We start from the raw sequence: 24,469 nt of genomic DNA on the forward strand, positions 1-24,469 counted from the left end.
GCGCGTCGAAAACCAGGATGCGCGTCGGTAACGACGGGACCTACTCCTTGAACAGGCCCGCCAGGTCCTCGGCCGTGATGGCCCCGCCGGCCAGGGCATCGCCCTCCATGACGTCGGCAAACAGCTGCGACTTCCGGGTCTTCAGCGCCATGACCTTCTCCTCGATAGTGTCCTTGGCCACCAGCCGGTACACCATCACGTTCCGGGCCTGGCCGATCCGGTGCGTCCGGTCAACAGCCTGCGCCTCGGACGCCGGGTTCCACCACGGATCGAGCAGGAACACGTAGTCGGCCTCCGTGAGGTTGAGCCCAAAACCGCCGGCCTTCAGCGATATCAGGAACACCGGCGCGCTGCCGTTCTTGAACTCACTGACCACGTCGGCGCGGTTCCGCGTGCTGCCGTCGAGGTAGCAGTACTCGATGTCCTCCTCGTCCAGGCGCTCCCGGACCTTGCCCAGGAACCCGGTGAACTGGCTGAAGATCAGCGCGCGGTGCCCCTCGGCCACCAGGTCCTCGAGCTGTTCGAACAACACATCCAGCTTGCTGGACCGCACCGCTGACAACGCCGGGTCCACCAGCGACACGTCCAGGCTCAACTGCCGCAGCAGGGTCAGCGACTGGAAGATGGTGAACCGGTTCTTGTTGACGTCCTCGATCAGTCCCAGGATCTTCTGCCGCTCGCGCTGCAGGTGCGTCTGGTACACCTTCTGGTGCCGCGGGTTCAGCACCACTTCAAGGATCTGTTCCTGCTTGGGCGGCAGGTCCTTGATCACCTGGTCCTTGGTTCGGCGCATCATCAGCGGGCGGACCCGGCGGCGGAGTTTTTCCAGCTGCCCCTTGTCGCCGTTCTTTTCCACCGGCTTCTGGTAGTACTCCGCGAAGCGCTTGGGGCTGGAGAACAGGCCCGGGGCCACGATGGAGGTCAGCGCCCAGAACTCCATGAGGTTGTTCTCCAGCGGAGTGCCCGTGATGGCGAGCTTGAACGCGGCCGGCAGCTTCCGTGCACACTGGTACGCCTTGGACTGGTGGTTCTTGACGAACTGCGCCTCATCCAGCACCAGCCCGTTCCAGGTGCGGGAGGCGTAGGCCTCGTAATCGATGCGGAACAAGGCATAGGAGGTGATGACGATGTCGGCACCGTCAAGGGCCTCCGCCACCTCCTGGCCGCTCTTGGCAAAGGTCTCGCCGACCGTCCGAACGGTCAGCCCCGGCGCAAACCGGGCCGCTTCGAGGGCCCAGTTGCCCACCACGCTGGTGGGCGCCACCACCAGGAAAGGCGCGACGGCGGCGGGCCGGCTTTCAGCGGCAGCGGCAGCACCGGCGTTGGTATTCCCGTCGTCGGTATTCCCAAGGGACGAAGCAGCCGCGGCGGCCAGCTCCTTGGCGGCGCACATCAAGGCCAGGGCCTGCACGGTCTTGCCCAGGCCCATGTCGTCGGCCAGGATGCCGCCCAACCCGTGCTTGTACAGGAAGCTGAGCCAGTTGTAGCCCTCCAGCTGGTACGGCCGCAGCTCCGCGTTCAAGGTGGGGGGCAGCGGCAGCCCGTCCGTGCCGCCCTCCAAGAGACCGCCCACGGCGGACCGCCAGGCCGCGGCCTGTTCGTCCACGATTCCCAGCTGTGCCAGTTCATCCCAGAGCCCCGCCTGGAACCGGCTGATCTGCAGCGGCGCATCCTTGTTGTCCTGCAGCGCCCTGGCTTCCTCGATCAGGGCCCGCAGCTGGTGCAGTTCCGGGAGGTCAAGGGAGAAGTAGGCGCCGCTGGGCAGCAGCATCTTGGTCTGTCCCGCGGCCAGGGCGGAGAACACGGCGGCGAAGGAAACAGGCTGGCCTTCCAGGGAAATCTGGATGCCCAGGTCGAACCAGTCGCGCTGTTCGGTTGCCTTGGTGGAGATGGACACCACCGGGGCTTCTTCAGCCTCGCGGTAGTCGGCGATGTCGCCCACCGTCTCCACGTCAACGTCCGGCGCCTCCCGCAGCCGCGGCAGCACTTCCTCGGTGAAGGCCAGCGTGTCCAGGCCCGTCAGTTCGGCCGACGCGGCCAGCCGGGGAGTGCCCCAGCCGCCCGTGGCGGACTCGCCCAGCGCGGGCACCACGTCCCACGGACGGCCAATGCCCTCAAGGATGCGGGACTCAGCCGTGTCATCGCGGTAGCCCGCATCGCCGGGGTGCCGCCACAGAGGTTGCGCGGTGACCAGCTTGCCGGTCTTGTAGTGCCACTCCCAGTGCAGCCGCACCCGGTGGTCCGCCCCGTAATTGGCCAGCAGCGACAGGGTGGGGACGGCCAGTTCGGGCAGTTCCACCGACTCGTCGCGGGCCGTCACCCGGGCCGCCTGCTTGAGCTTTGGATAAAAGCCCGTGAGGAAGCGTGACTCGTCCCTGGCCGGTATGAGCAGGGTGCTTGCCGCCGTGACGAACGCCAGCAGTTCCTCGCTGAGCCCGTTCTCCAGCGGCGCCAGGGTGATGGTTCCGTCGGGGTCGGGAACGCCGGGCAGCGCGGCCTCGCCGGATGTGAAGAACAGCCCGTGCGCCGGCCGGCCGATGGTGCCCACCGACGCCGGATCAACCTCAGCGCCCTCCACGGTGATGGTGGGCGACAGCTCCAGCCCGCCGTCGGAGGTCCCGGCGGTGGTGCCGGCCTCAGCGGCGTCCGCCACCGGAGTGCCGTACCGGCTCAGCGAAAGCCCGACGGCGGCAGGGGCTTCGGCCAGCCGGACCGGCCCGGTGCCGCGCGAGTGGACCAGGGCGAGCCCGATCTTCCCGGCCTCGGACAGCAGGCTCCACAGGTTCTTCCCCGAGTAGGAGTTCAGGCTCAGCCACAGTCCCGCGGAGTTGTGCATCCGGCTGGCGGTAGAGGAGTGGCCGGCGAGGAACTCCTGCAGCCATTCCACGTGCGCCTGGTTGGATTCGCGCCGGAAGTTCAGGTAGTTCAGGGTGTTCCAGGAAACGTCGCCGCGGATCCACTTGCCCTTGGCCCCCATGATGACGGGCCGCGCCTTGAGCTGCCGCACCCCGCGCACCGGGTCCCGGCGCCCCGTGTAGGAGAAATGCGGCGGCGGTTCCTCGATCTCGAATTGCAGGGCCAGGGGAACGCCGCTGGTGGAAGGGGCTGAACCGGGCTGGGAAATCAGCGGGCTGAGGGCCTGTTCCCAGTCGGACAGGACCGCCGAGGGTGCGCGGGATACCTGCGTGGAGGTGGACGGCGCCAGCAGCTGCACCCGGATGGACGGGTTGTCCTCCGCCGCGAACAGCAAGGCCGCCACGTGCTTGCAGTCCTTGCGGACCGGGCAGCTGCACACTCCCACGGTGCAGCTCCAGCCGCCCGCCTTCCGGACCAGCTTGGCCGTGGTGGAATAAGGGACCTCCGCACCGCCCCGGACCTTTCCCAGCATGAGGCCGGTGCCGCCGTCGAACGATATTCCCGAGACCCTGCTCGCCATGGCATAGGCCAGCCCGGCCGCCAGCGAGCGGTCGTTGATGGCGGGTGTCTGTATTGCCAGTTCCGCACTTTCGTCCGGTTGGGATGGCATGTACGCGCTACTTTCGGCAGGTCACGGCGGGGCCGGGTCCGGTGGGTGGTTATCTGATCCATCTTAGTTCGCCCCGCGGCACGCCCATGCCGGGCGCCTTCCCGGCCGGCCCCGAAAACTTCGCTTGACGTTCATTTGTCCGCCGATCCTGCCGTGGCCCGGCCGCCGTAGCGTGAAGGCGTCCGGCGTACCACCACCCCAGCAAGGAGTGCCATGACCACCAGCCAGCAGCCCGTCGTCCTGACCAGCAGCAGCATCGAAGGCAGGGACGAGGAGGTGGTGGAGGCCAACGTGGCCATCATCGATGCAATGCACAACGCCCTGCTGGCCGCGGAGGACATGTCCCCCGTGGCCGTCCGCAGCTATTTTGTGGACTTCTACCTTTGCCAGGCCCTGGAGGGCGGGTTCGCGCAATACGCCGTCGTGGCGGCCGCACGGTCCACCATGGACACGCTGGTCCGGGAGGGGATGGCCGGAATGGGCGCAGGCGCGCACCTGGACCTGTTCAACCGCGCCGTGGACGCCTACGACGCACTGACCGCCGAAACAGCTGCCGCCTACCTGGACGGCATCGATGGCATCGGTGCCGTGCCCGACGGCGTCTTCCGGATGGAGGAGCTCGACGGCGAGTTTGAAGAGCTGCTGGAACGCGAAAACATCACTGCCCTCAATGCCCGCTGGCTGCGCGGCCAGGCGGACCTTCTGGTGCTGGACGATGAGGAAGTGGGCCCGTATATCCAGCGCCTCGCGGCAACCCTGGTTCCCAGGGAGAAAGAAAATTCGAGGCGCCCGTAACCTTTCCGCAACCGGAGGCGATGTAGTCCGTGATGGGTCCGCCCGGCGGACCCGATCCGATGTGTTGTCTAGGTTTGGAGAAGTTAGATGTCTGTGTTCACCGTTCTCGCCACCAGCAAAGTCGCCGCCGGAGTCCTGGCTGCAGGGACCCTGGCAGTGGGAGGAACCGGCGCCGCCGCCGTCTCGGGCGTCCTTCCCACCCAGGCCCAGCAGACCGCCCACGAGCTCTTCGGCGCACCTGCCCCCAAGCTTGCAGCCGAAGCAGCGGCTGACGCCCAGGCCACCCCGGCGCCCACGGCGACCGAAGCTGTGACCGGTGCCCTGAAGACCGCCGACGCCGATGCTTCCGCCACGGCTTCCGGTTCGGCTGCGGCCTCCGACGACAAGGTCACCGCCGATGCGACTGCTTCCGCGGCAGCCAACACCGCCGTTGACGCCGCCGGTCCTGCGGCCCTGGGCCTGTGCACCGCCTACACCCACGGTGGCGTGGACGCTTCCTCCAAGGCGTTCTCCTCGCTGTCCATCGCAGCCCAGGGTGAGGCGAACATCGAGGGCTACTGCACCGACGTCGTGGCCAAGGCCGATGCCGCTGCCAAGGCTGCGGCCGAGGCCAAGGGCTCCGCTGCCGTCGAGGCTGAGAAGCCTGAGCTTCCGTCCGCTCCCGCCGTTCCGGCAGTTCCTGCCGTCCCGGGTGCCGACGGCGCAACCGCTGTTCCTGCCGTTCCTGCCGTTCCCGCCGTGGGCGGCGACACCGTGCACGCTCCGTCGGTTTCCACCCGCTAAGGCAGGTTGGCTAGTCTGGACTGCGGCCGCCGCTCCGGCTGCGGCCGCAGTCCAGGCAGCCGGCCGGGCGCGCACGCCTTTGGAAGTGCACCCCCGCCAGGCCTGCAAAGAGGCAGCTGGAAGGCCACGGAGACTGGCAGTCCGTACCGGAAACCGGGACAGGGCGCGGGCCGGATCCCGGGATGGAGGAGCCGCTGGTGCTAGACACTTTGGTCCAGGAAGAGATCGACATATTCGACAACGCGGCCGGAACCGATCCGGCCGTGTTGTTCGCGGCTGCCTATCGAACCTTCGCGGGGCCGGTGCACGGCTACCTCAAGGCCCGCGGCCTGGATGATCCCGAAGCCGTCACCCAGGACGTCTTCCTGGCCTTTTATCCCAAAATCGGCAGCCTCACCGGCGGTCTGGCGGGCGCCAAGTCCCTGCTCTTTTCCATCGCGCATGCCCGCATGGTGGACCACTACCGCCGGCTGGAGCGCAGGCCGCAGCTGACACCGTACGATCCCCAGCAGGACGGCCGCACCTCGCCGTCCGCGGAGGACCACGCCGTGGAACTGACCGCCGGGGCCGCGGCGATGCTGGAAGGCCTCAGCGCGGAACACCAGGAAGTGCTGGCCCTGCGCGTCGTGGCGGACCTGTCCATCGACCAGGTTGCCGACATCATGGGCAAGAGCGCCGGAGCCATCAAACAGCTCCAGCGCCGCGCCCTGCAGAACCTCAAGGCCCAAACGCTCAAGAGAAACCAGGCGAACCATGAGTGACACCGCAGGATCCCGCAACGACGGGACCGTTGACCAGCTACTGCTGGAGGCCGGCGTGGACGACGACGGCCAGCTCCGTGATGCCCTGGTCAACCTGCGCGCCCTCGCGGCAGGCGCCCCTGAGCCCTCCGCCGAAATCGCGGCCCTGATGGCGGGAACTTCCGCTGCCGGCCCCGCCCCCACCACGGTGCTCTCCGCCGCCGAACCTGCGGCACCGTCCCCGCGTCCGGCCGGCCGCCCGGCCGATGAACTCGCCGCGCGCCGCAAGGCCAAGCGCCGGGTCACGCTCACCACCTTGTCTGTTGCCGCTTCGCTCGCGGCAGGTGGTGCCGTTGCCGCTGCTTCGGACCAGGGGTTCCGGGAATCCTTCACCCAGCTGAACCACGCCGTCACGTCATTCGTGACAGGGTCCAGTGCGGCACCCACCGGCCACGACATGCCGCAGGTGCCCGCGCCACAGCCTGCGGCGCCTGCCCCGCAGGCAACCAGCGGCCCGGACGCCGTCCCGGCGGCACCGGCCCCGGCTTCGGCACCTGCCGGTGCGGCGCCGTCGGGTGTTCCGGCACACGGAAACACGCCGAGCCATGGGGCTGCCACGCAGCAGCCCGCGGCTACGGAGCCGTCACTGCCCGCCACCGTTACGGAGGATGTCAGGAAGGGCCTGGAACCAAGCTCCAAGCTGCCCGTTCCCGTGCCCACGGAAGTCCCCCTCCCGGGCAAGGTCCCGGACGTTCCCCTGAAGTAGGCCGGACCGGTGGGCCTGCAGGCCTAGTAACCCTGGCCGGCTGCCTTGATCATCGCGCCCGACGGGTCCGACAGGTACCAGACGCCGCCCACACCCTGGCCCAGGATGTGGCCCGGCTTGGTGTCCTTTGCGAAGTAATAGAGTGGCATGCCGTTCAGTGTCACCTGCTTCTTCCCGTCAGGGGTGCTGATGGTGCCCAGCTTGCCGGTCACGCCTTCGCCCGCGGGGGAGCCCGAGGTGGTGGTCAGCGGCGGCCACTGGACCAGGCAGGAGCCGGTGCAGGCGCTGGTGCCGGAGTCCTTGGTGTCCTTGGTGAAGAAGTAGAGGCTCATTCCCTTCGCATCCACCACAATGCTGCCTGCGGATGAGGATGCCGTTTTGAGGTCGACGGCGGCGCCCGCCTGGGTCGATGACGCGGAGGCTGAGGCGGTGCCGGACGAAGAAGCCGTGGCGGACGCGGTGCTGGAGGCACCCGTGGCCGGGCTGGTGGCCGACGGAGTGGTCCCGGTGCTGCTGCCGCAGCCGGTGAGGGCTGCCGCCAGGGCCAGGATGGCAAGGCCTGGCCCGACATGGTGCTTCATGATGTGCTCCTTGGCTGGTGTTTCCTGCTGATGCTGGTGCAGGCGCCCGGAGCTGAATTGCCGGACGCTAACCCCTACGACGCTTCCAGGTAAAGAATGGTTCACAGGCGCGCTCCGGAGCCACCCGGTTGAACCTTTTCCTGCTGCCCAACGTGGTAACAGCCGGGAGCGCAGGATGCCGTGGCGTTCCACGCTGTGCAGTGATGTGAACGGGCAGGGACGGGGGAAGCGGGATGCCGCTTGACGACAAGGTGGTGGAAGCCATCTACCGTGAACACGGCAGCGCCCTGCGCCGGTTCGTGCTCAGCGCTATCCGGGATCCGCAGCTCGCGGAGGACGTGGTGCAGGAAACCGTGCTGCGCGTCTGGCAGCATGCGCCGGACATCAACGGCAGCTTCCGCAGTTATCTGTACCGCACGGCCAGGAACATCATGATCGACAACTACCGCCGGAGCCAGCGCCGGCCGAACGAGGCGCTGGAGAGCAGCCTTACCGACCCCGCCGCAGTGATGGGCCGCGTTGACGAGATGCTCAACCGGGTCCTGATGGAGGAAGCGCTGCTGCGGCTGAGCAAGGAACACCGGGACGTCCTGGTGGCCCTGCACTACCGCAGGTTCACGGTCAACGAGGCGGCCGTCCAGCTCAACATCCCCAGCGGAACGGTCAAATCCCGCGCCTTCTACGCGCTTCGGGCACTGCGCACCATCCTGGACGAGATGGGGGTGGAGCGGTGAACACCGACCTCCACCACCTGCTGGGTGCTTACGTCCTGGGCGGCCTGGATCCCGACGACCTCGCACTCTTCGAGGCACACCTCCAGGACTGCGGCGCCTGCCGCAGGGAACTGGCGGTGCTGGAGAAGGTGCCCATGCTCCTTGACTCCCTTCCGGTCCCCGACGCCGTGGCGCTGACCGCCGTCCCCGGCGGCAGCGGGGGTGCCGGCGCCACCCCCGCCCGCCTGCTCGACGAACTGGGCCGCCGGCGTCGGACATTACGACGGCGGTGGGCGGCGCTGGCAGGTGCCCTTGCCGCCGCGTGCCTGGCCCTGGGACTTGCGGTGGGTCCCATGCTCGCCAGGCCGCCGCATCCGGACGCCACCTACTCGGTGGCATCCGGGGGAGGGCTGCAGGTCAACATCGACATGGCCCGGAAGACGTGGGGAACCGAGCTTGCGGTGAGCGGCAGCAGCCTCCCGGCGGAAGGGACCCTTTCACTGTGGGTGCGCGACCGCGCCGGCGGGGAGGACCGTGCCTGCGCCTGGACGGCCACCCCGAGCGGGAAGGTCAAGGTCACCGGGGCAACCCCCATCCAGCTGGGCAGCATCTCAAGCGTGGAACTGCGCGACGGCGCCCAGCACGCGGTGGCGGTCATTACCGTTCCCTAGGGTGTGAGTCCCCTGAACTCCGCGACCAGTGACTCGTCCTCGCAGGCGCGGGCGAAGGCCTCGATCCGCCGTTCGATCTCGTAGCCCAGCAGCCGGCTGCCGATCCGTTCCATGAGGGGCCGGAGCGCAGCCGGGCGGCACGAAAAGGTGTATTTCCAGACCGCCCGGGTGCCGCCGTCGTCCGCCGTGAAACGCCAGCCGCCGCCGAAGTTGGTGAAGAACCAGGGGCCGGAGACCATGGTCATGCCCACGTTGCGGGGCGGCGCATAGGAGACATACTGGCTCACCATCGCCAGGCCAAGCCGGGACCTGGTGCGGGTGCGGACGCCTTTTCCTGGCGCCCGGGCGCCGTCAAGGAAGCCCTGGGCGGAGATGAAAGGGTCCCACTTGAGCCGGAAGTCCCCGGTGGTTTGGGAGATGGCGAAGGCAGTCTCCGGATCGATGCGGATCAAGCGTTCGGCACGTACCTGGGGCATGCCTCTACCTAACCATGCTGATTGACGGCTTACTTGGTCATTTTGGCCAGCCGCGCGCGCATGATCATGTATGCGCCGTAGCAGACCAGTCCGGCTCCCACCGCGGCCAGCAGGTAGGGGCCCAGCGGCTGGTCGCGGAGGGCCCGCAGCCCGCCGTCCAGGCCGGTGGAATCCTCAGGGTGCTCCTTGAGCGTGGCGATGGCGATAAGCAGTCCGGCCAGCAGCAGCACGGTTCCCTTGGCCAGGTAGCCCGCCACCCCCAGGGCCGTCACCGCTGTCCTGGCCGGGCCGGGGGAAGGCATCCGCAACTGCTTCTCAAACGATTTCTTTGGTCCCCGGATGCCGTACGCCACGCCCGTGACTGCCACCGCCACGCCGATCAGGACGAGCAGCGCCACCCCGCCAGGGGCCTGCATCATGGAAATGGTGAAGTCGCTGGCGGCCTTCCGGTTGTCATCGCCCGTCCCCGTGCCCATGGCGAAGTGCCACAGGGTCAGGGCCAGGACGGCGTACACGATCGCCTGCAGGGCGGCCTTGGCCTTGTTCTTGATCTTCTTCCTGGTGGGCTGGTGGTTGAAGTCGAAGATGGCGTCGCCGGTCTGCCAGAGGGACAGTGCGGCGCAGGCGGCGAAGCTTCCCCACAGCAGGAACGGACCCACGGGCATGGTGGCAAGTTCGGCAACGGCGCCGCTGAAATCGGCGTGGCCCGTCCCGCCCATGGCCAGGCGGATGGCGATGGCACCCACCAGCAGGTGCAGGATGCCGCTGGCTGCGAATCCGGACCGTGCCAGGATCTCGAGGACGCGCGAATTGGTGACGTCCTCTGCCGTGTCGACGGCCTGTTTCAGTTCTTCTTTGATCGTCGTTCCTTTGGACAGGCGCGTTGTGCGCCGCTGTGCGTGCCCTTCTTACACGGGTAATCGTGCCATGCCGGCCGGGCCCCGAACAGCCGGCCCGGAACAGCCGGCCTCGAGCAGCCCGCCCGGCACGGCTCCACAGGAGACCGGCCACCCGATGCCCGGTTGCACAGGCAGCCGCGGGCGATGGGGAGGGATCCCCATCGCCGGGCCCCGGCAGCCTGTGCAACCATAAGGACCAGCGATTGACACGTACCGCACTTTCCCGGGGGAACCATGACTTTTTACGGCGCAGACACCAGCCAGTTGCGGGCGCTGGCCAAGGCGGCAGACCAGGCAGCGTCGCTGCTGAGCAGCCGGGCAGGGTCACTGCACAGCCAGATCCAGTCCGCGCCGTGGAGGGGCCGGGACGGGGACCGCTTCCGCCAGGAGTGGAGTGCCAGCCACCGGCCCGGCCTGGACAAGGTGGTGGCCAGCCTGCGGGAGAACTCGAAAATCCTGATGAAGCATGCCGACGAGCAGGAAAAGGCGTCGGCCGCCGGCGGGTCCGGCACCAGCGCTTGGGACCGGCTGACGTCGCTGGCCGCGCAGGCCAGGGAATGGCTCAGGGAAAAGGCCGAGGCAGCCAGGGCGGCGGCGGAACACCGCCGGGAGCTCGAGTCGGGGCTGGACCGGATGCTTAACGCCAGCCCGGAAGAGCAGGCGAAGTGGTGGGCCGCCCTCTCCGACGCGGACCGGAAATACCTGATTGAGGGCGAAGGCAGCGACGGCCCTTTCGCCGAGGACCTGATGCGCATGGATGGCGGCATTCCCGCCGCCGCCCAGCAGCTGGCCAAGCAGCACCTGCAGGAGCTGGCAAAGGCGGACATTCCGGTTTACTCGGAGACCGGGAAGGCCTCCATCGAGGCCCGGGTGGCCTGGGTCCATGGCGGTGCCGAGGTGGGGACCGAAGTGGTGGAGAACGCCGATGGTTCCGCCACGATGAAGGTTTACGGAAACATGGGCCTGGGCGTCAACGACACCACCGGTACGGCGGGGGCAACACTGACCGGGGAGGTCTCCCGCGAGTACACGTTCGCCAGCGTTGAGGAAGCGATGGCGGCGCGCCAACAGATGTACCGCGACCTCCCGCCGGACAGCATCGGCGAGATCAAGGACGTGGCGGGCAACCCGCCCGGATACATCCTGGACACCATCAATGATGCGGCGAAGGACAACGGCTCCACAGGGCAGACGGACAAGGCCAAGGGCACGTTTTCGCTGGCTGCCGAGGGTGAGGCCGGCACCGCGTCCGGCGGGGCAAAGCTTGACCTTGCGTACGAGCGGAACCTCACGGACGGTACCTCCACAGCCAGCGGCGAGGTCTCGGCGCAGGGCAAGCTCAACCTGGACGGCAGGGTCTTCGAGGCCTCCGGCAAGGGCGGGCTGCAGGTCACCATGGACAAGGGCAACAACATCGAGTCAGTCTCCGTATCCATGGACGGCACCGTGGCCCAGGGGGTGACCTCCGGCGTGAAATCCGAGGCCGCCAAGTTCGATTCCACCGTGACTGCCGGAACGCAGGGGACGGTGAAGATTGATGTGGACTACTCACCGGAGAACCGGCCCGTCATTGACAGCTACCTTCGCAACGTCGCCCTGGGGAATGAGGCGGGCGCCGCCCGCGACGCCGCCCGCCTGTACGAGGCCGGCTCCGCCACCATCCAGGTGAACTCCGTGCTGACGGCCACCAACGAGGCAGGGTTCGACGTCAAGGTGGGTGAGGTGGAGGTCAAGACCGAGAACCAGTCCACCACCAACGTGTCCACATACTACAAAGTCCCCAATGACACCAAGCTCGAGAGGCTCTGAAACCAATGTCAGTGCACATCGAATCCCCGCTGGGCTTCACCGCAGACTTTCCCGAGCACACCCAGGTCCTGGATGATTCCACGGCCGGGCCCAACAGCGAGCAGTACGGCCTGCTGGGCGGCGTCCTGGTCACGGTGATCAAGGACGATACCTCGGTGCAGGATGCACCGCAGGCCACCGGCTGGGCGCACCTGATGTCAGGGTTCTACCTTGAGGAACGCGGCGGCACCCTCCTGGCGGAGGGCGGGCTGAACCTGCCCGGCAAGGCCGCCTATGCGGTGGTTGTGGGATATGACGACGACGGCGGGCCGGCCAAGGTGGCGGCCACCGTGGGCGTGTGGGAAAGCGGGCGGTTCATTGGCGTGGTGGTCATCTGGCCCTACCTGAACCCGGAGGCCGAACCCCGGCTGGATATGCTCAAGGAGATCGTGGCCTCGATCAGCGTGGCCTGACTGCCGCCCGGCACCCCTCAGCGGCGGCGGTAGCAGAGATCGAAGATCAGGCGGCCTGCCTCGTGGGCCTTCGACTCGAAGCTGGTCCGGATCCTGCCCTCGAAGCGGGGAGCCCAGCCGCCCGTTTCATCCACGCCTTCGTTGGGACCGGTGTGCTCCGTGCTCACCGGTGCGCGTCCCTCGCGGACGGGGGCGCCGCCCACCACCGATTCGACGCCGGACTGCCATACCTGGGTGAGCGGGCTTTCGGGTCCGCGGCGCTCTCCGGTGTGCAGGTTCTCGAAGTCCGCTGAGCCTGCCATGACGTCCCGGACGTGGACGGCATAGTTGGACCAGTCGGTGGCGATCCGGAACAGGCCGCCGGGCTTCAGCGCCCGGGCCGCCAGCTTGGCGAACTCCGGCTGGATGAGCCGGCGTTTGTGATGCCGCGACTTATGCCAGGGATCGGGGAAAAAGACCCACAGTTCGCTGACCGAGCCTTCGGGCAGCATGGTGGCCAGCACCTCCGGGGCATTTGCCTCCACCACCCGGACGTTGTCCAGGCCGCGGCTGTTGATCTTGATGATCGTGTTGGCCAAGCCCGGGGTGTAGACCTCGACGGCCAGGAAGTTGGTGTCCGGGTTCTGTTCGGCCGCATGGCAGATGGCGTCGCCAAGGCCGGAGCCGATTTCGACGATAAGCGGGGCCTCCCGGCCGAACTCTGCGGCGGCGTCGAAGGTGTAGTCGGGGTGGACCGAGGTGTTGGCCACGTGACGTGGAACGTTGACGGCCCAGCGCTCGGCGTGCTCTGCCCAGGCAGCCTGCCGCCGCCCCTGCAGCCTGGTGCCGCGGCGCACGAAGCTGACAGGCCGGCCGCCGTAGGTGCCAAAGGAGGCCTGGGTCCCGGGCGTAACGGGCCTGGGGACATGCGGCTGCTGGGGGTTTTCAGGGGATTCGCTCATCCCTTCCAGAATAGCGCCGCGGGGGCAGCGGAAGATCAGGGCGGTCAGAACAGGCCAATAGCGTCGAGTGCCGGGCCCAAGGCCAGGGCGAAGACCAGGCCGCAGATGCAGAGGGAAACTGCCGCGGCAGACCAGTTGCCCGATCCCCGCGGGGACCCCTTCAGGGCAGGCAGTGCCAGCCGCAGCGCCAGTACGGCGAAGAGGAGAGGCAGGCTGAACAGCACCATGGGGGTTACCCACGGCCTTGGGGACGGCCCTTCGTCCGGGTAGGTCAGCAACATGGCGAACATGGACAGCGGCCCGGTGAGGAACATGCTCGCGGGGGCAAGAATCGCCAGGACCAGGCTGTTCGTTCCCTTGTTGCCTGGCCCTGCATTTCCTGTTCCTCCGTTGCCTGTTCCTCCGTTGCCTGGCCCTCCATTGCCGTGCACGCCCGGGGGCAGGGGAGGGTGGGGGTCCTGTGATGGCGTCGTTTCCATGATGCTCCCTCAAGTTGGTGCGGCTTGTTGGTCCAGCCATTTGCCGGCCTGCGGCTGCTTACAACCTATGAAGCTGCAGGGGGTGCGGGAAGGCGCCCGGCGTCGTATGTGGAAAACTCCCGGCGGCGCTTCCCTGCAAGAATGGGCGCATGACGGACGCAACGAATGCCGAAGCGAAGAAGCAGCGGCGGGGGGATGCCTCCGCCGACGCCCGGGGAAGGGCCCGGACAGGCAGCAGCGTGGTGGACACCAGCACCCTCGTGGACGCAGAAATCGATGAGCTTCCGGCAGCGGAGCCCACCCGGGTGGGCAGCCGCCGTGCCCTTGCCTACCTGGGGGTGTGCCTGGTCCTGATCGGGCTGAACCTGCGCAGCGTCTTTTCCAGCCTTTCCGCGGTCCTTCCGGAGGTGACCTCGCAGGCAGCGCTGCCGGGTTGGTCCGTGGTGGTGCTGACCACCGTTCCCGTCACCCTGCTGGGGGTGTTCGCGCCGCTTGCGCCGGTCCTGGCCCGCCGGTTCGGTGCGGAGCGGGTGCTGCTGGGGGCCATGGCCCTGCTGACCGCGGGGCTGCTGCTGCGGCCAGTGGGCACCGGTGCTGCCCTGGGCGGCGCCGGCCACCTGCCTGCCCTCCTGGTGGGCACGGCAGCCTGCGGCGCGGCCATCGCATTGTGCAACGTGCTTCTTCCGGGCCTGGTGAAGCGCGACTTCCCGCACCGGCTGGGACTTATGGGCGGCCTCTACACCACCGCGATTTGCGCCTCCGCCGCGCTCGGTGCCGGCTTTACCTACCCGGTCTACACCGCGACGGGGGAGTGGACCAGGGCGCTGTGGGTCTGGGCGGTGCCCGCCGCCGTCGTCCTTCTGTTGTTCCTTCCCGTGGCCGTTCGGCAGGGGACCGTCCGGCACCAGGCGGTCAGGGACGGGGTCAACGTGTGGCGCTCACCCGTCGCCTGGCAGGTGACCATCTTCATGGTGCTGCAGGCCATGATGTCCTTCAGCGGCTTCGCCTGGCTGGCCCCCATCCTCCGCGAGAGGGGTGTTGACGGGGCCACCGCGGGGCTGATCGTTGCCGTGTGCATCGTGCTGCAGATGCTGGGTTCCCTGTTCGCCCCCGCACTGGCCGCCAGGTTCCGGGACCAGCGCGCCATCAACACGGTGGTGGCGCTGATGACCGGCAGCGGGTTCGTGCTGAGCATCCTGGGCCCGCTGGACCTGGTCTGGGTGGGGGCCGGGCTGCTGGGGCTGGGGCAGGGAAGCCTTACCGCCTGCGCGCTGACCCTGATCATGCTCCGCACGCGCGACGGGCATACCGCCGCGCATCTTTCGGGCATGATGCAGGGTGTTGGCTACGGGGTGGGCTCCACGGGAACCCTCATGGTGGGCCAGCTGCACCAGGCCACCGGGTCCTTCATTCCCGCCGGAGTCCTGTTCATGGTGGTCGGCCTGCTCGCGGCGGTCTTCGGCTACCGCTCCGGCCGGGACCGGTACGTGGGCTAGGGAACGCTGTGCGCGACTCCACCCTCCCGGCCGCCCATCCCGCCACCGGGATCTTCCGGCCCCCGTACTTCTGGGTCACCATCGGCACCTGCGCCCTGGTGTTCCTGGCCGCCTTCGAATCCCTTGCCGTGACCACCATCATGCCCCTGGTCAGCCGGGAACTGAACGGCGGAAGCCTCTACGCCCTGGCCTTTGCGGGACCCCTGGCAACCGGCGTGATCGGCATGGTGGGCGCGGGCAACTGGTCCGACCGCCGCGGCCCGGCCATGCCGCTCTACACCTCCGTGGCACTGTTCGTGGCCGGCCTGCTGATCGCGGGCACCTCAAGCTCCATGCCCGTGCTGGTTGCCGGCCGGCTGGTCCAGGGGCTCGGCGGCGGCGCCCTCACCGTGGCGCTTTACGTGCTGGTGGCGCGGTTCTTTCCCGGGCCGCTGCACCCCAGGATCTTCGCCGCATTCTCGGCCGCCTGGGTGGTTCCCTCGCTGGTGGGGCCCTTCGCCGCCGGCGTCGTGGCCCAGGTCTTCAGCTGGCACTGGGTGTTTCTGGGTGTGGTTGGCCTGGTCATTCCGGCGCTGGCAATGATCGCCCCGGTACTGCGGGGGCTTGCAGAGCGCGAAAAAACAGGAGCGCCGGATAACACTGCTCCGCCCTGGGCCCCCGGACGCCTGGGGTGGGCGGCGCTGGCCGCGCTCGCCGTGCTGGGCCTGAACCTTTCCGCCGACGTCAGCATCCCCGCTTTTCCCGCCGCCACGGCACTCCTGGCGTCCGCCGCCGTCGTCCTTGCCTTGGTGGCTGTCCGGCCCCTGGTGCCCGCCGGTACCCTCACAGCCCGCCGCGGGCTGCCGAGCGTGATCCTGGCGCGGGGCCTCGCCTCGGCGTCGTTCTTCGGCGCCGAGGTCTATCTGCCCTACCTGCTGATCGACCGGTACGAATTCCCGCCCACCCTGGCGGGCCTGACCCTCACCGGGGGTGCGCTGGCCTGGGCCGGTGCCGCCGCTGTCCAGGGCCGGCTGGGCTCCCGGCTCCCGGATCTCCGCGCCGTCCGGGTGGGGTCGCTCATGGTCCTGGCGGCCGTGCTCCTGGCCCTGGCCACCACCGCGCTGCACTGGCCGGCCGCCGTCGCCATCGCCGGCTGGGTCCTGGCGGGCGGCGGCATGGGCCTGCTCTACCCGCGCCTGAGCGTGATGACCCTGGCGCTGTCCACCAAGGAGAACGAAGGCTTCAACAGCTCCGCCATGTCCATCTCCGATTCCCTCGGCGGGGCATTGTCGCTCGCCACCACAGGGCTCGTCTTCGCAGCCTTTACGACGGCGGCCCAGTCCTTCGCGGGCGTCTTCGCCTTCACCGCGGCCATCGGCGTCGCCGCGGCATTGGTGGCACCCCGCGTCACCGCCGGGAAGCCCGCGGGGAACTAGGGCAGGCGGGTGGCGCGCAGGACGACGTCGGCAATGGTCGCTTCCTGCCCCTCCGGCCCGGTCACCGGCCGCTCCCTGCTGGTGAGGACCTCGATCTGCCACCCGGGGCCGTTGAGCTTCAGTTCGCGGACCACGTCATCACCCGTGTAGAACATGTCCAGGTGCTGGTGGTGGTCGTTGCCCCAGGGCGGCAGCCGGTGCGGGTGGTGGCCCACCACCAGCAGGGTTCCGCCGGGCTTGACGGCGGAGGCAGCCGTGCGCAGCGGGATCCGCCAGTCCAGTTCCTGGGAATGCAGGAACTGGGACGTCACCAGGTCATAGGAAGTGCCGGGTTGCCACTGCGTCAGGTCCGCCAGTTGCCAGGTGATCCGGCTGGCGATGTCGCCATTGGACGCGCGTACGCTTTCCCGCGCCAGCTCCGCCAGTTCGTGGGAATGCGCCCGTTCCAGGGCGACGGCGGAAACGTCGACGGCGGTCACGGACCAGCCCTGCTGGGCAAGCCAAATGGCGTCGGCGCCTTCGCCGCATCCCAGTTCCAGCGCCTTGCCCGGACGCAGTCCGCCGGCTTCCCGGACCAGCTGCGGGTTCGGCTTTCCGCTCCAAAGCCGCGCCTTGGTGCGGTACCGCTCGTCCCATGCCGCTGCGGGATCGATGCCGCCGCCGCCCCCTTCCGGCGCGCCGCCGCCGTCGTTCCCGTGATGCCGGTGGGTCTCCTCGTGCTGCGTCTCCTGGCGTCGGCCCGGCTGTTCGCTCATGCCTCAACAGTGCCCCGCCGGAGCCCCGAAGGCAACGCCGGGGTCGGTTACAGGGCCGCGGGGTGCTAGACTGGAGGAACTTGATGTGCAGTGATGCCGCCTGCTCCTGATCTGGAGAACCTTTCCAGGGAGTGGGCTTTCTTCATGTGAGAGGCACATCCTGCGTCGATGAACGCGTTCCATTTGGTCCCTGCCGGCTGTCCTTATTTGCAGCGGCACGGTTGATCACCTGACTTTTCTTCGGCGAACCCCTGGTCCAACCGGCATCGGGGGCCGATATCCGCATGGATACCGCCTGAAAGACCGTAAAAACTACATGACAACTTTTGCTGCCCTCGGTACTCCCAAGGCCCTTGCAGACACCCTTTCCGCCCAGGGAATTGTTGAACCGTTCCCCATCCAGGTGAAGACCCTTCCGGACACGCTGTCCGGTCGTGACGTCCTGGGCCGCGGCCGGACCGGATCCGGCAAGACCATCGCTTTCGCCATCCCGCTTGTAGCAAGACTCGCTGAGCGGGAAGCCAAGCACTTCCGCAAACCCGGCCGCCCCATGGGCCTGGTCCTGGCACCCACCCGTGAACTGGCAACCCAGATCAACGCCACCATCGAGCCGCTGGCCAAGGCCGCCGGCCTGAACACCACCGTGATCTACGGCGGCATCTCCCAGGCCCGCCAGGAAAAGGCGCTGCGTGCCGGCGTCGACATCGTCATCGCCTGCCCAGGCCGCCTGGAGGACCTGATCCGCCAGCGCATCCTGACCCTGGAGGCAGTGGAGATCACGGTCCTGGACGAGGCCGACCACATGGCCGACCTCGGCTTCCTGCCCGTGGTCAAGAAGCTCATGGACATGACCCCCAGCCAGGGCCAGCGCCTGCTCTTCTCCGCCACCCTGGACAACGGCGTGGACAAGATCGTCCAGCGCTACCTGTCCAACCCGCTCACCCACTCTGTGGACGACCCGCAGGCCGCGGTGACCACCATGGAGCACCACGTGCTGGTGGTCAACGACCAGACCGTCAAGAAGCAGCTGATCGTTGAGCTCGCTTCGGGTGCCGGCCGCCGCGTCCTGTTCATGCGGACCAAGCACCACGCCCGCAAGCTGGCCAAGACCTTGACCGACGCCGGCATCCCCGCCGTCGACCTGCACGGCAACCTGTCGCAGAACGCCCGCGACCGCAACCTCGCCGAGTTCTCCAACGGCGACGTCCGCGTCCTGGTGGCCACCGACGTCGCTGCCCGCGGTGTCCACGTCGACGACGTCGAACTGGTCATCCACGTGGACCCGCCCACCGAGCACAAGGCGTACCTGCACCGTTCCGGCCGCACCGCGCGTGCCGGCTCCGACGGCACCGTGGTCACGCTGACCCTCCCGGAGCAGCAGTCCGACGTCAAGAAGCTCATGAAGGCTGCCGGCGTCGACGTGAACTTTGAGCGCGTCACGGCAAACTCCCCGCTCGTGGCCGACCTGGTGGGCGAGATCGCCGACAAGGTCGACCCCCGCACCCGCGCCGCTCTGATGGCCGCCAAGGCTCCCCGCCAGGGCGGCGGCACCTCCACCGGTGCCAATGCTGAGCGCAAGCGTGCACGCCGCCAGGCTGCACCGTCTGCCGGTGGGCGCGGCGGCCGGGGCGGACGCGGCAAGGTTTCGGCCGAACCGGCCCGCACCGATGTTCCCCGCGCCGAGCGCCGGGCCGTGGCCTTCGAGGGCCGCACGGAAGCCCGCGCGGCATTCGACCGCAATGCCGAGCAAAATGAGGACCGCGCGGTGGCAGCAGCCGCTGCCCGCCGCAACGCCCGTGGCCGTGGTACCGCTTCGACCCACCGCAACGACGTCCCCGCAGCAGGTGGCCGCTCATCGGCCGGCCGCGGTTCGGACGGCCGTGCAGCAGAGGGCCGGGGCGATTCCCGAATCACCCGCAGCGACGCACCGCGCGGCGGCACCGGCCGTCCGGCTTCAGGCGGACGCCCCGCCGGCGGCGGCCAGCGCAGCGGCCGCCCCGCAACCGGCCAGCGTGCAGCAGCGGGGGCATCCGGCCAGCGCTCAGGTGCGGGCGCAACCGGCGGCAGCAAGGCTGTCTGGTCCTCCAACACCGGTGGAACCTCAGGCGGCTCCTACAGTGCAGGCAATGGCGGCGGCTCCGGCCGTCCGGCCCGCAGCGGCCCGCGCCGCGCGTCCGCCCCGGCGTCGAACGAACGCCGCGGCCGCTAGCCAATGAACTAGCCAATGAAAATGGCGGGCTCAACCACACGGTTGAGCCCGCCTTTTTGTGTTTGACGTACCTACCAGCCGCGGGCGCGCCACTCTTCCAGATGCGGCCGCTCGGCGCCCAGCGTGGTGGGCTTGCCGTGCCCCGGGTGCACCACGGCGCTGTCCGGGTAGGCGTTGAACAGCCGCTCCGTGACATCGGACAGGAGCTGGGTGAACCGGCCGGGATCCTTCTGCGTGTTGCCCACTCCGCCCGGGAACAGCGAGTCGCCGGAGAAGATGTGGGCGGGGCCGTCCGGATCCTGGTAGACAAAAGCGATCGAGCCGGGCGTGTGCCCGCGCAGGTGCACGGCGGTCACGTCGAAGCCGTCGAAATTGCCGACGTCCCCGTGGCCAAGCCGCACGTCCACGGGAACCGGCAACGCATCGGCGTCGTCCGCTCCGGCGGCTGTCCGCGCGCCGGTGGCCTCCACCAGCCCCTTGAGCGCCCGGACATGGTCCCAGTGCTGGTGCGTGGTTGCGACCAGCGCCAGGCGCGGAGTGGCCGATGTGTCCGCAGCGCCGTCCGCGAGCAGCTGCTGGATGGCAGGGAGATCGTCAGCGGCGTCAATCAGCAGCTGTGCCCCGCTTTCCTTGGCGGTCAGCAGGTACACGTTGTTGTCCATCGCACTGACGGAGATGCTGCGGATGGTCAGGGCCGGCAGGTCGTAGCGAAGTGATTCCATGGGCTTTGTTCCAGCCACGGGCTACAGGTCGAGCGGCAGGGTGGTCGAGTAGACCTGCTTGGATGGCGGCGCGGCCAGGACCTCATGCAGCGCGCTCTTGCCTTCCGGTGTTCTCCGCCAGGCGGCGTAGTCGTCATGGTCCTGCGTGGTGGCCCAGGTTTCCACCACCAGGATGTGGCAGGGGTCGGCGTCATCCACCAGCGCTTCGATGCCCTGGTTGCCGGGCCACGCCCGGGTGGCGGCCAGCGTTTCGGACAGGTACTTCGCGGCGTTCTCGCGGTGGGCGGGGTCGATCTGGACTTCGAAGTGGACGATGGCAGGCATGGGGCTCCTTGGGTTGGGTGAGGGACGGGTTTTTGGAGAGCGGCTTTATTCCCGGCCTTCGGACACCCAGGCGGGGTCCGCTGAGCGGGAGCCGACGACGGCGTCCGACGCTGCGTCGAGGGCCTCCAGGTGCGCCGGGGTGAGGTCCAGGGCAAGCGCGCCAAGGTTTTCGTCGATGCGTGCGGCCTTGCGGGTGCCGGGAATGGGGACGACCGGCAGGCCGAGCCGCTTGCCCTGGGCGAGCAGCCAGGCCAGGGCCACCTGCGCCGGCGTGGCGGCCAGCTGGTCCGCCACGGCCCGGACGGCGTCCACCACGGCCTGGTTGGCGCTTGCGGCGTCCGGCGCAAAGCGGGGGATGTTCCGCCGGAAGTCCTTCTCGCCCAGGCTTGCGGTATCGACGGTTCCGGTGAGGAATCCGCGGCCCAGCGGCGAGTAGGGGACGAATCCCACTCCCAGGGCGGCTGCGGCGGGAACAACATTGCGTTCCACGTCCCGGCTCCAGATGGACCATTCGCTCTGGACCGCGGCGATCGGGTGGACCGCTGCCGCGTCCTGCAGCTCCTGCGCCGTCACTTCTGACAGGCCCAGGTGCTTGACCTTGCCCTGCTGGACCAGTTCCGCCATGGCGCCCACGGTTTCCTCGATGGGCACCCTGACGTCCCGGCGGTGCATGTAGTACAGGTCGATGGCGTCGGTGCCCAGCCGCTGCAGGCTCCGCTCAACCGCCTGGTGCACGTACCCGGCGTCGCCACGGATGTCCGTGTAGCCGTCAGTCGGCGTGCCCACCAGCGCGAACTTGGTGGCCAGCTGGACCTCGCCCCGTCGGTCCTTGAGCAGCCGGGAAATCAGTTCCTCGTTGCTGCCGCCGCCGTAGATGTCCGCGGTGTCGATGAAGCTGACGCCGGCGTCAACGGCGTGATGCAGTGTCCGCAGTGCCTCGGCGGGGTCAACCTCGCCGTATACGGGGGTAAGGGCCATGCCCCCGAATCCAAGGGGGCTGACGGCCAGGCCGTCGCCAAGCTGGACGGTGCCGCGGCGGTCGGTGGGTGCGTTTGCCATGGGTGCTCCTGTTCGTTTCCTGCTCTTGGAATTGGTTGTCTAAAGCCAGGGGATGATGCGGTCCGCGGCCGGGCGGGTGGCCTGGATCAGCCGGGCATTTGCTTCATCGGGTCCGCCGGCCCAGGCCACCGCAGCCTCCCGGTCCATCCCGAAGGATACGTGCCGGTCCACCAGCCGCTGCAGCCGCAGCGCGGGCGGGGTCTCGAGGAACCAGACCTGGTCCAGTTGCGCCCGTACCTCCTTCCACGGTTCCTGGTCCGCCAGCAGGTAGTTGCCCTCCGTGATGACCAGCGGGACGTCCGCCGGCACGGCAATGGAAGCCGCCACCGGCTCGTCCAGGGCGCGGCGGAACTCCGGTGCGTAGACGACGGCCTCGTCCCGGCGCACCAGGCGGCGCAGCAGCGAAAGGTATCCGCCGGCGTCGAACGTATCAATGGCGCCTTTACGCTGCCGCAGCGGGGTCCCCTCGATGATGGCGTTGCCCAGGTGGAAACCGTCCATGGGAACCACAACCGACATTCCCGGGCCGAACTGCTCCTGCAGCCAGGCGGCAAAGGTGGACTTCCCGGAGCCCGGCGCCCCGGCGATGCCCAGGATGGTCCGCGTTCCGGGCGCTACCCGGTGCCGCAGGGCGTCCAAGGCGTCAGTGATCTCGGGGGAGTCCATGGCAAAAGCCTAACCGCCGGGATCAGCGGCGGCTCGACTCCACGGGATAGTCAGCGGCGGCGTGGTCCCTGGCCGGCAGCGCCTTGAGGCCGGCCGCGCAGCCCACGATGCCTGCGATGAACAGCAGTTTCACCACGCTGAACGGTTCCACCCCGGTGGCCATCGCCCAGCCCACCGTCAATGCGGCGCCAATGCCCACCCAGATGGCGTAGGCGGTGCCGAGCGGAATGCTGCGGATGGACATGCCCAGGCCCAGCATGCTCAGGGCGGCCGTGACGGCGAAGACGAGCGTGGGCAGCGGCCTGCTGAAACCGTCGGACAAGCCCAGCGCCGTGGCCCACACGGCTTCCAGGACAGCGGAGGCCAGGAGCACCAGCCAGGGAAACGGGCGCTTCATCATCACGCCACCACCTTCAGGCCAACCACGCACGCGGCGATGCCGGACAGCAGCAGCAGGCGCGCCGCCGTCGGACGTTCAACCTTGCTGGCCATCGCATAGGCGGAGGTCAGGACCACGCCCACCCCCACCCAAACCGCGTAGGCAGTGCCGGTGGGAATGGACTGCATGGCCACGGCCAGTCCGCCGGTGCTGGCGGCAACGGCCACAAGGAACAGGGCGGCAGGGGCCACGCGCCGGCGGCCGGAAGCCCGGGAGGCGTTGTGCAGGGCGGCTGCCCAGACGGCCTCCAGCGCGCCGGAAAGAAGAAGGATTAACCACGCCATGACCAGATCCTTTGGCCAGTCTTGTCGCGTGCCGGGTACTGAACCGTCGTCCGGAGGCTCGGGGTGGAGCCTTGGATCCCAGCGTAGCAACGCACGACGGCGGGCGGCCACGTTGGTGCCCAACCTCACCACCCGCGGTGGCCGGCCGGATCAACCGGCGCTCTCAGCCGGCGCGTTGCGCCAGCAGCTGTTCCACCCGCTCCGGCGCGTAGAGGCTCTCCTCCACCAGCCGGCACAGGCCCACTGCGGTGGCCTTCCGGCTGTCAGCAGGGACGATCTCCAGATCCACCAGCGAGGGTTCGAAGGCATCGGCCAGGATTTGCTGCCGGCAGGCCTGCAGGAAACCAGGGAGGACCCCCACCAGCCCGCCCACCGCCACCCGGCCGGGGTTCAGCGTTCCCACGATGGCGGCGAGGACGCGTCCGAGCACCCTTCCGGCGTCTGCGACTGCGGCACGGACGTCCGGATCGTCGTCGGCCGCGTCAACGAGCCGCCGCAGCGACCCGTAATGCGCAAATTGCGGGGCGGCAAGCAGCGCGCGCCCGGAGGCCACCGCCGCCAGGCAGCCGTCCCTGCCGCACCGGCACCGGCAGCCGGCGGCTTCCGGGATGCGCACATGCCCGATGTCACCGGCGGCCCCGTGGGCGCCGCGCACCAACGAGCCCCGGACAATGATGCCGGAGCCGATCCCGGTGCTGACCTTCACCGCGACGAGGGAGTCGAGCGGGCCGCGGACCTCCCCCACCGCCATTGACCGGGTGTCGTTTTCCAGCAGGACCGGGCAGTCGAGCCTGGATTCCATGGCCTCCTGCAAAAGCTGCAGGTCCCAATGGGCAAGGACGGTCCGCTCCAGGCCCAGGCGGTGGAGGGGGTCAACGGGGGCGGGCAGTCCCACTCCTGCCCCTACGGGTTGCCGGCCGTCCAGCAGCCGCAGCGCCTCACCCACCACCTGGTCCACCACCACCTCCTGCGCATTCCCGATCTCCACAGGGATGCGGACGGAAGCCACCACCTCCCTGCTCAGGGACAGGAGATGGATTCCGGCGTGCGTATGGCCGATTTCCAGGCACACCACCAGCTTGTCGCGGTCATCGAACCGGAGGGAGCGGGGCGGCCGGCCCCGCTGGGCGCGCAGGGGAGTGGACTCGTAGACAAGGCCCGCCGCGAAAAGTGCATCGAGCCGCTCGTAGAGGGTGGATCGCGCCATTCCGGTGATCTCCAGCAGGTCCGCCCGGCTGTACCCCGCGGTGTTGGAGCGCAGGAGCTGGAGAAGATGCCCGGCGCTGGTGGCCGGCCCCGGCGACGGCTGGGCGGTCTCGCCCACCAGCGTCCTCTGCTCCGTCATGCGGCAGGCTTCCTTTCAACTGCGGGCGCGGGCGTGGCCCGTCCATCATTGACGCGATCTGTATCACACAATTATGATCGATCATCAGACAAAATACCTAGCAGCCCTTCACCCCAGGAGGCTC

General features: G+C 68.7%; 25 protein-coding genes and 1 riboswitch. Of the genes, 11 read left to right on the forward strand and 14 right to left on the reverse strand.

Annotation, left to right across the window (positions count from 1 at the left end; translation table 11 throughout):
• Positions 1–40: 40 nt before the first annotated feature.
• Positions 41–3,526 carry a DEAD/DEAH box helicase gene (locus AC3ANU_RS04210; RefSeq protein ID WP_488315512.1) on the reverse strand — a complete coding sequence of 1,162 codons (3,486 nt, stop codon included), beginning with the start codon at positions 3,524–3,526 and terminating at the stop codon, positions 41–43.
• A gap of 213 nt (positions 3,527–3,739) precedes the next feature.
• On the opposite strand from AC3ANU_RS04210, the gene AC3ANU_RS04215 reads away from it, so the two are divergent.
• The 4 genes from AC3ANU_RS04215 (at position 3,740) to AC3ANU_RS04230 (ending at position 6,610) form a co-directional block, all read left to right on the forward strand.
• The gene (locus AC3ANU_RS04215) at positions 3,740–4,321 is read left to right on the forward strand and encodes a DMP19 family protein (protein WP_488315513.1); all 582 of its coding nucleotides are present in this window, start codon (positions 3,740–3,742) and stop codon (positions 4,319–4,321) included.
• Between the two features lie 87 nt (positions 4,322–4,408).
• A complete protein-coding gene (locus tag AC3ANU_RS04220; RefSeq protein WP_488315514.1) occupies positions 4,409–5,104 on the forward strand; it encodes a protein tyrosine phosphatase in 696 nt (231 codons plus the stop codon).
• A 182-nt stretch (positions 5,105–5,286) separates the two neighbouring features.
• Positions 5,287–5,865: an RNA polymerase sigma factor gene (locus AC3ANU_RS04225; RefSeq protein ID WP_018770065.1), complete on the forward strand. Its 579-nt coding sequence runs from the start codon at positions 5,287–5,289 to the stop codon at positions 5,863–5,865.
• Positions 5,858–6,610, forward strand: coding sequence for a hypothetical protein (locus AC3ANU_RS04230; RefSeq protein WP_488315515.1), 753 nt, complete (start codon positions 5,858–5,860; stop codon positions 6,608–6,610). Before AC3ANU_RS04225 ends, AC3ANU_RS04230 begins: the two co-directional genes overlap by 8 nt.
• Positions 6,611–6,633: 23 nt before the next feature.
• On the opposite strand, the gene AC3ANU_RS04235 is transcribed toward AC3ANU_RS04230, so the two are convergent.
• The gene (locus tag AC3ANU_RS04235) at positions 6,634–7,191 is read right to left on the reverse strand and encodes a COG4315 family predicted lipoprotein (RefSeq protein ID WP_488315516.1); all 558 of its coding nucleotides are present in this window, start codon (positions 7,189–7,191) and stop codon (positions 6,634–6,636) included.
• A 233-nt stretch (positions 7,192–7,424) separates the two neighbouring features.
• On the opposite strand from AC3ANU_RS04235, the gene AC3ANU_RS04240 reads away from it, so the two are divergent.
• Together AC3ANU_RS04240 and AC3ANU_RS04245 are read left to right on the forward strand one after the other, a co-directional pair.
• Entirely contained in the window at positions 7,425–7,925 is a 501-nt protein-coding gene (locus tag AC3ANU_RS04240) for a sigma-70 family RNA polymerase sigma factor (RefSeq protein ID WP_134165059.1), read from the forward strand.
• On the forward strand, positions 7,922–8,575 hold the full coding sequence (locus AC3ANU_RS04245; RefSeq protein ID WP_488315517.1) for an anti-sigma factor family protein: 654 nt from the start codon (positions 7,922–7,924) through the stop codon (positions 8,573–8,575). The genes AC3ANU_RS04240 and AC3ANU_RS04245 overlap by 4 nt, the downstream gene beginning before the upstream one ends.
• Here the strand turns inward: AC3ANU_RS04245 and AC3ANU_RS04250 are convergent.
• Both AC3ANU_RS04250 and AC3ANU_RS04255 read right to left on the reverse strand, forming a co-directional pair.
• Positions 8,572–9,051: an SRPBCC family protein gene (locus tag AC3ANU_RS04250; RefSeq protein ID WP_144600144.1), complete on the reverse strand. Its 480-nt coding sequence runs from the start codon at positions 9,049–9,051 to the stop codon at positions 8,572–8,574. The genes AC3ANU_RS04245 and AC3ANU_RS04250 overlap by 4 nt on opposite strands.
• Before the next feature lie 29 nt (positions 9,052–9,080).
• Positions 9,081–9,899, reverse strand: coding sequence for a DUF1206 domain-containing protein (locus AC3ANU_RS04255; RefSeq protein WP_043425048.1), 819 nt, complete (start codon positions 9,897–9,899; stop codon positions 9,081–9,083).
• A 285-nt stretch (positions 9,900–10,184) separates the two neighbouring features.
• Here AC3ANU_RS04255 and AC3ANU_RS04260 point away from each other — a divergent pair, with 285 nt between their 5' ends.
• Together AC3ANU_RS04260 and AC3ANU_RS04265 are read left to right on the forward strand one after the other, a co-directional pair.
• Complete coding sequence (locus tag AC3ANU_RS04260) at positions 10,185–11,759, forward strand: fimbrial protein (protein ID WP_018770072.1); 1,575 nt, start codon at positions 10,185–10,187, stop codon at positions 11,757–11,759.
• A 5-nt stretch (positions 11,760–11,764) separates the two neighbouring features.
• Positions 11,765–12,211, forward strand: coding sequence for a hypothetical protein (locus AC3ANU_RS04265; protein WP_018770073.1), 447 nt, complete (start codon positions 11,765–11,767; stop codon positions 12,209–12,211).
• 17 nt (positions 12,212–12,228) lie between these two features.
• On the opposite strand, the gene trmB is transcribed toward AC3ANU_RS04265, so the two are convergent.
• Positions 12,229–13,152 (reverse strand): tRNA (guanosine(46)-N7)-methyltransferase TrmB, encoded by a 924-nt coding sequence (gene trmB, locus AC3ANU_RS04270; RefSeq protein WP_018770074.1) that lies wholly within the window; start codon positions 13,150–13,152, stop codon positions 12,229–12,231.
• Between the two features lie 44 nt (positions 13,153–13,196).
• Positions 13,197–13,631, reverse strand: a complete 435-nt coding sequence (locus AC3ANU_RS04275; protein ID WP_488315518.1) for a hypothetical protein — start codon at positions 13,629–13,631, stop codon at positions 13,197–13,199.
• A 149-nt stretch (positions 13,632–13,780) separates the two neighbouring features.
• Between AC3ANU_RS04275 and AC3ANU_RS04280 the strand changes: the two genes are divergently transcribed.
• Both AC3ANU_RS04280 and AC3ANU_RS04285 read left to right on the forward strand, forming a co-directional pair.
• Positions 13,781–15,127 (forward strand): MFS transporter, encoded by a 1,347-nt coding sequence (locus tag AC3ANU_RS04280; RefSeq protein ID WP_488315519.1) that lies wholly within the window; start codon positions 13,781–13,783, stop codon positions 15,125–15,127.
• 8 nt (positions 15,128–15,135) lie between these two features.
• Complete coding sequence (locus AC3ANU_RS04285) at positions 15,136–16,542, forward strand: MFS transporter (protein WP_018770077.1); 1,407 nt, start codon at positions 15,136–15,138, stop codon at positions 16,540–16,542.
• Here AC3ANU_RS04285 and AC3ANU_RS04290 read toward each other — a convergent pair.
• On the reverse strand, positions 16,539–17,297 hold the full coding sequence (locus AC3ANU_RS04290) for an SAM-dependent methyltransferase (RefSeq protein WP_223992840.1): 759 nt from the start codon (positions 17,295–17,297) through the stop codon (positions 16,539–16,541). The genes AC3ANU_RS04285 and AC3ANU_RS04290 overlap by 4 nt on opposite strands.
• Positions 17,298–17,613: 316 nt before the next feature.
• Here AC3ANU_RS04290 and AC3ANU_RS04295 point away from each other — a divergent pair, with 316 nt between their 5' ends.
• The gene (locus AC3ANU_RS04295; RefSeq protein ID WP_018770079.1) at positions 17,614–19,506 is read left to right on the forward strand and encodes a DEAD/DEAH box helicase; all 1,893 of its coding nucleotides are present in this window, start codon (positions 17,614–17,616) and stop codon (positions 19,504–19,506) included.
• Positions 19,507–19,577: 71 nt separating this feature from the next.
• Here AC3ANU_RS04295 and AC3ANU_RS04300 read toward each other — a convergent pair whose 3' ends face one another.
• The 7 genes from AC3ANU_RS04300 to AC3ANU_RS04330 form a co-directional block, all read right to left on the reverse strand.
• Positions 19,578–20,228 (reverse strand): MBL fold metallo-hydrolase, encoded by a 651-nt coding sequence (locus tag AC3ANU_RS04300; protein WP_018770080.1) that lies wholly within the window; start codon positions 20,226–20,228, stop codon positions 19,578–19,580.
• 21 nt (positions 20,229–20,249) lie between these two features.
• Positions 20,250–20,552, reverse strand: a complete 303-nt coding sequence (locus AC3ANU_RS04305) for a putative quinol monooxygenase (protein WP_018770081.1) — start codon at positions 20,550–20,552, stop codon at positions 20,250–20,252.
• Between the two features lie 45 nt (positions 20,553–20,597).
• Positions 20,598–21,611, reverse strand: a complete 1,014-nt coding sequence (locus AC3ANU_RS04310; RefSeq protein WP_018770082.1) for an aldo/keto reductase — start codon at positions 21,609–21,611, stop codon at positions 20,598–20,600.
• A gap of 39 nt (positions 21,612–21,650) precedes the next feature.
• Complete coding sequence (locus tag AC3ANU_RS04315; protein WP_018770083.1) at positions 21,651–22,277, reverse strand: nucleoside/nucleotide kinase family protein; 627 nt, start codon at positions 22,275–22,277, stop codon at positions 21,651–21,653.
• A gap of 22 nt (positions 22,278–22,299) precedes the next feature.
• On the reverse strand, positions 22,300–22,677 hold the full coding sequence (locus AC3ANU_RS04320; protein WP_056391787.1) for a DMT family transporter: 378 nt from the start codon (positions 22,675–22,677) through the stop codon (positions 22,300–22,302).
• Complete coding sequence (locus AC3ANU_RS04325) at positions 22,677–23,000, reverse strand: DMT family transporter (RefSeq protein WP_056391785.1); 324 nt, start codon at positions 22,998–23,000, stop codon at positions 22,677–22,679. Before AC3ANU_RS04325 ends, AC3ANU_RS04320 begins: the two co-directional genes overlap by 1 nt.
• A 10-nt stretch (positions 23,001–23,010) precedes the next feature.
• Positions 23,011–23,076: riboswitch (guanidine-III (ykkC-III) riboswitch) on the reverse strand.
• Between the two features lie 87 nt (positions 23,077–23,163).
• On the reverse strand, positions 23,164–24,345 hold the full coding sequence (locus AC3ANU_RS04330) for an ROK family transcriptional regulator (RefSeq protein ID WP_056391782.1): 1,182 nt from the start codon (positions 24,343–24,345) through the stop codon (positions 23,164–23,166).
• Positions 24,346–24,469: the final 124 nt, after the last annotated feature.

The organism is Arthrobacter sp. SDR-2R (genome assembly GCF_057747955.1).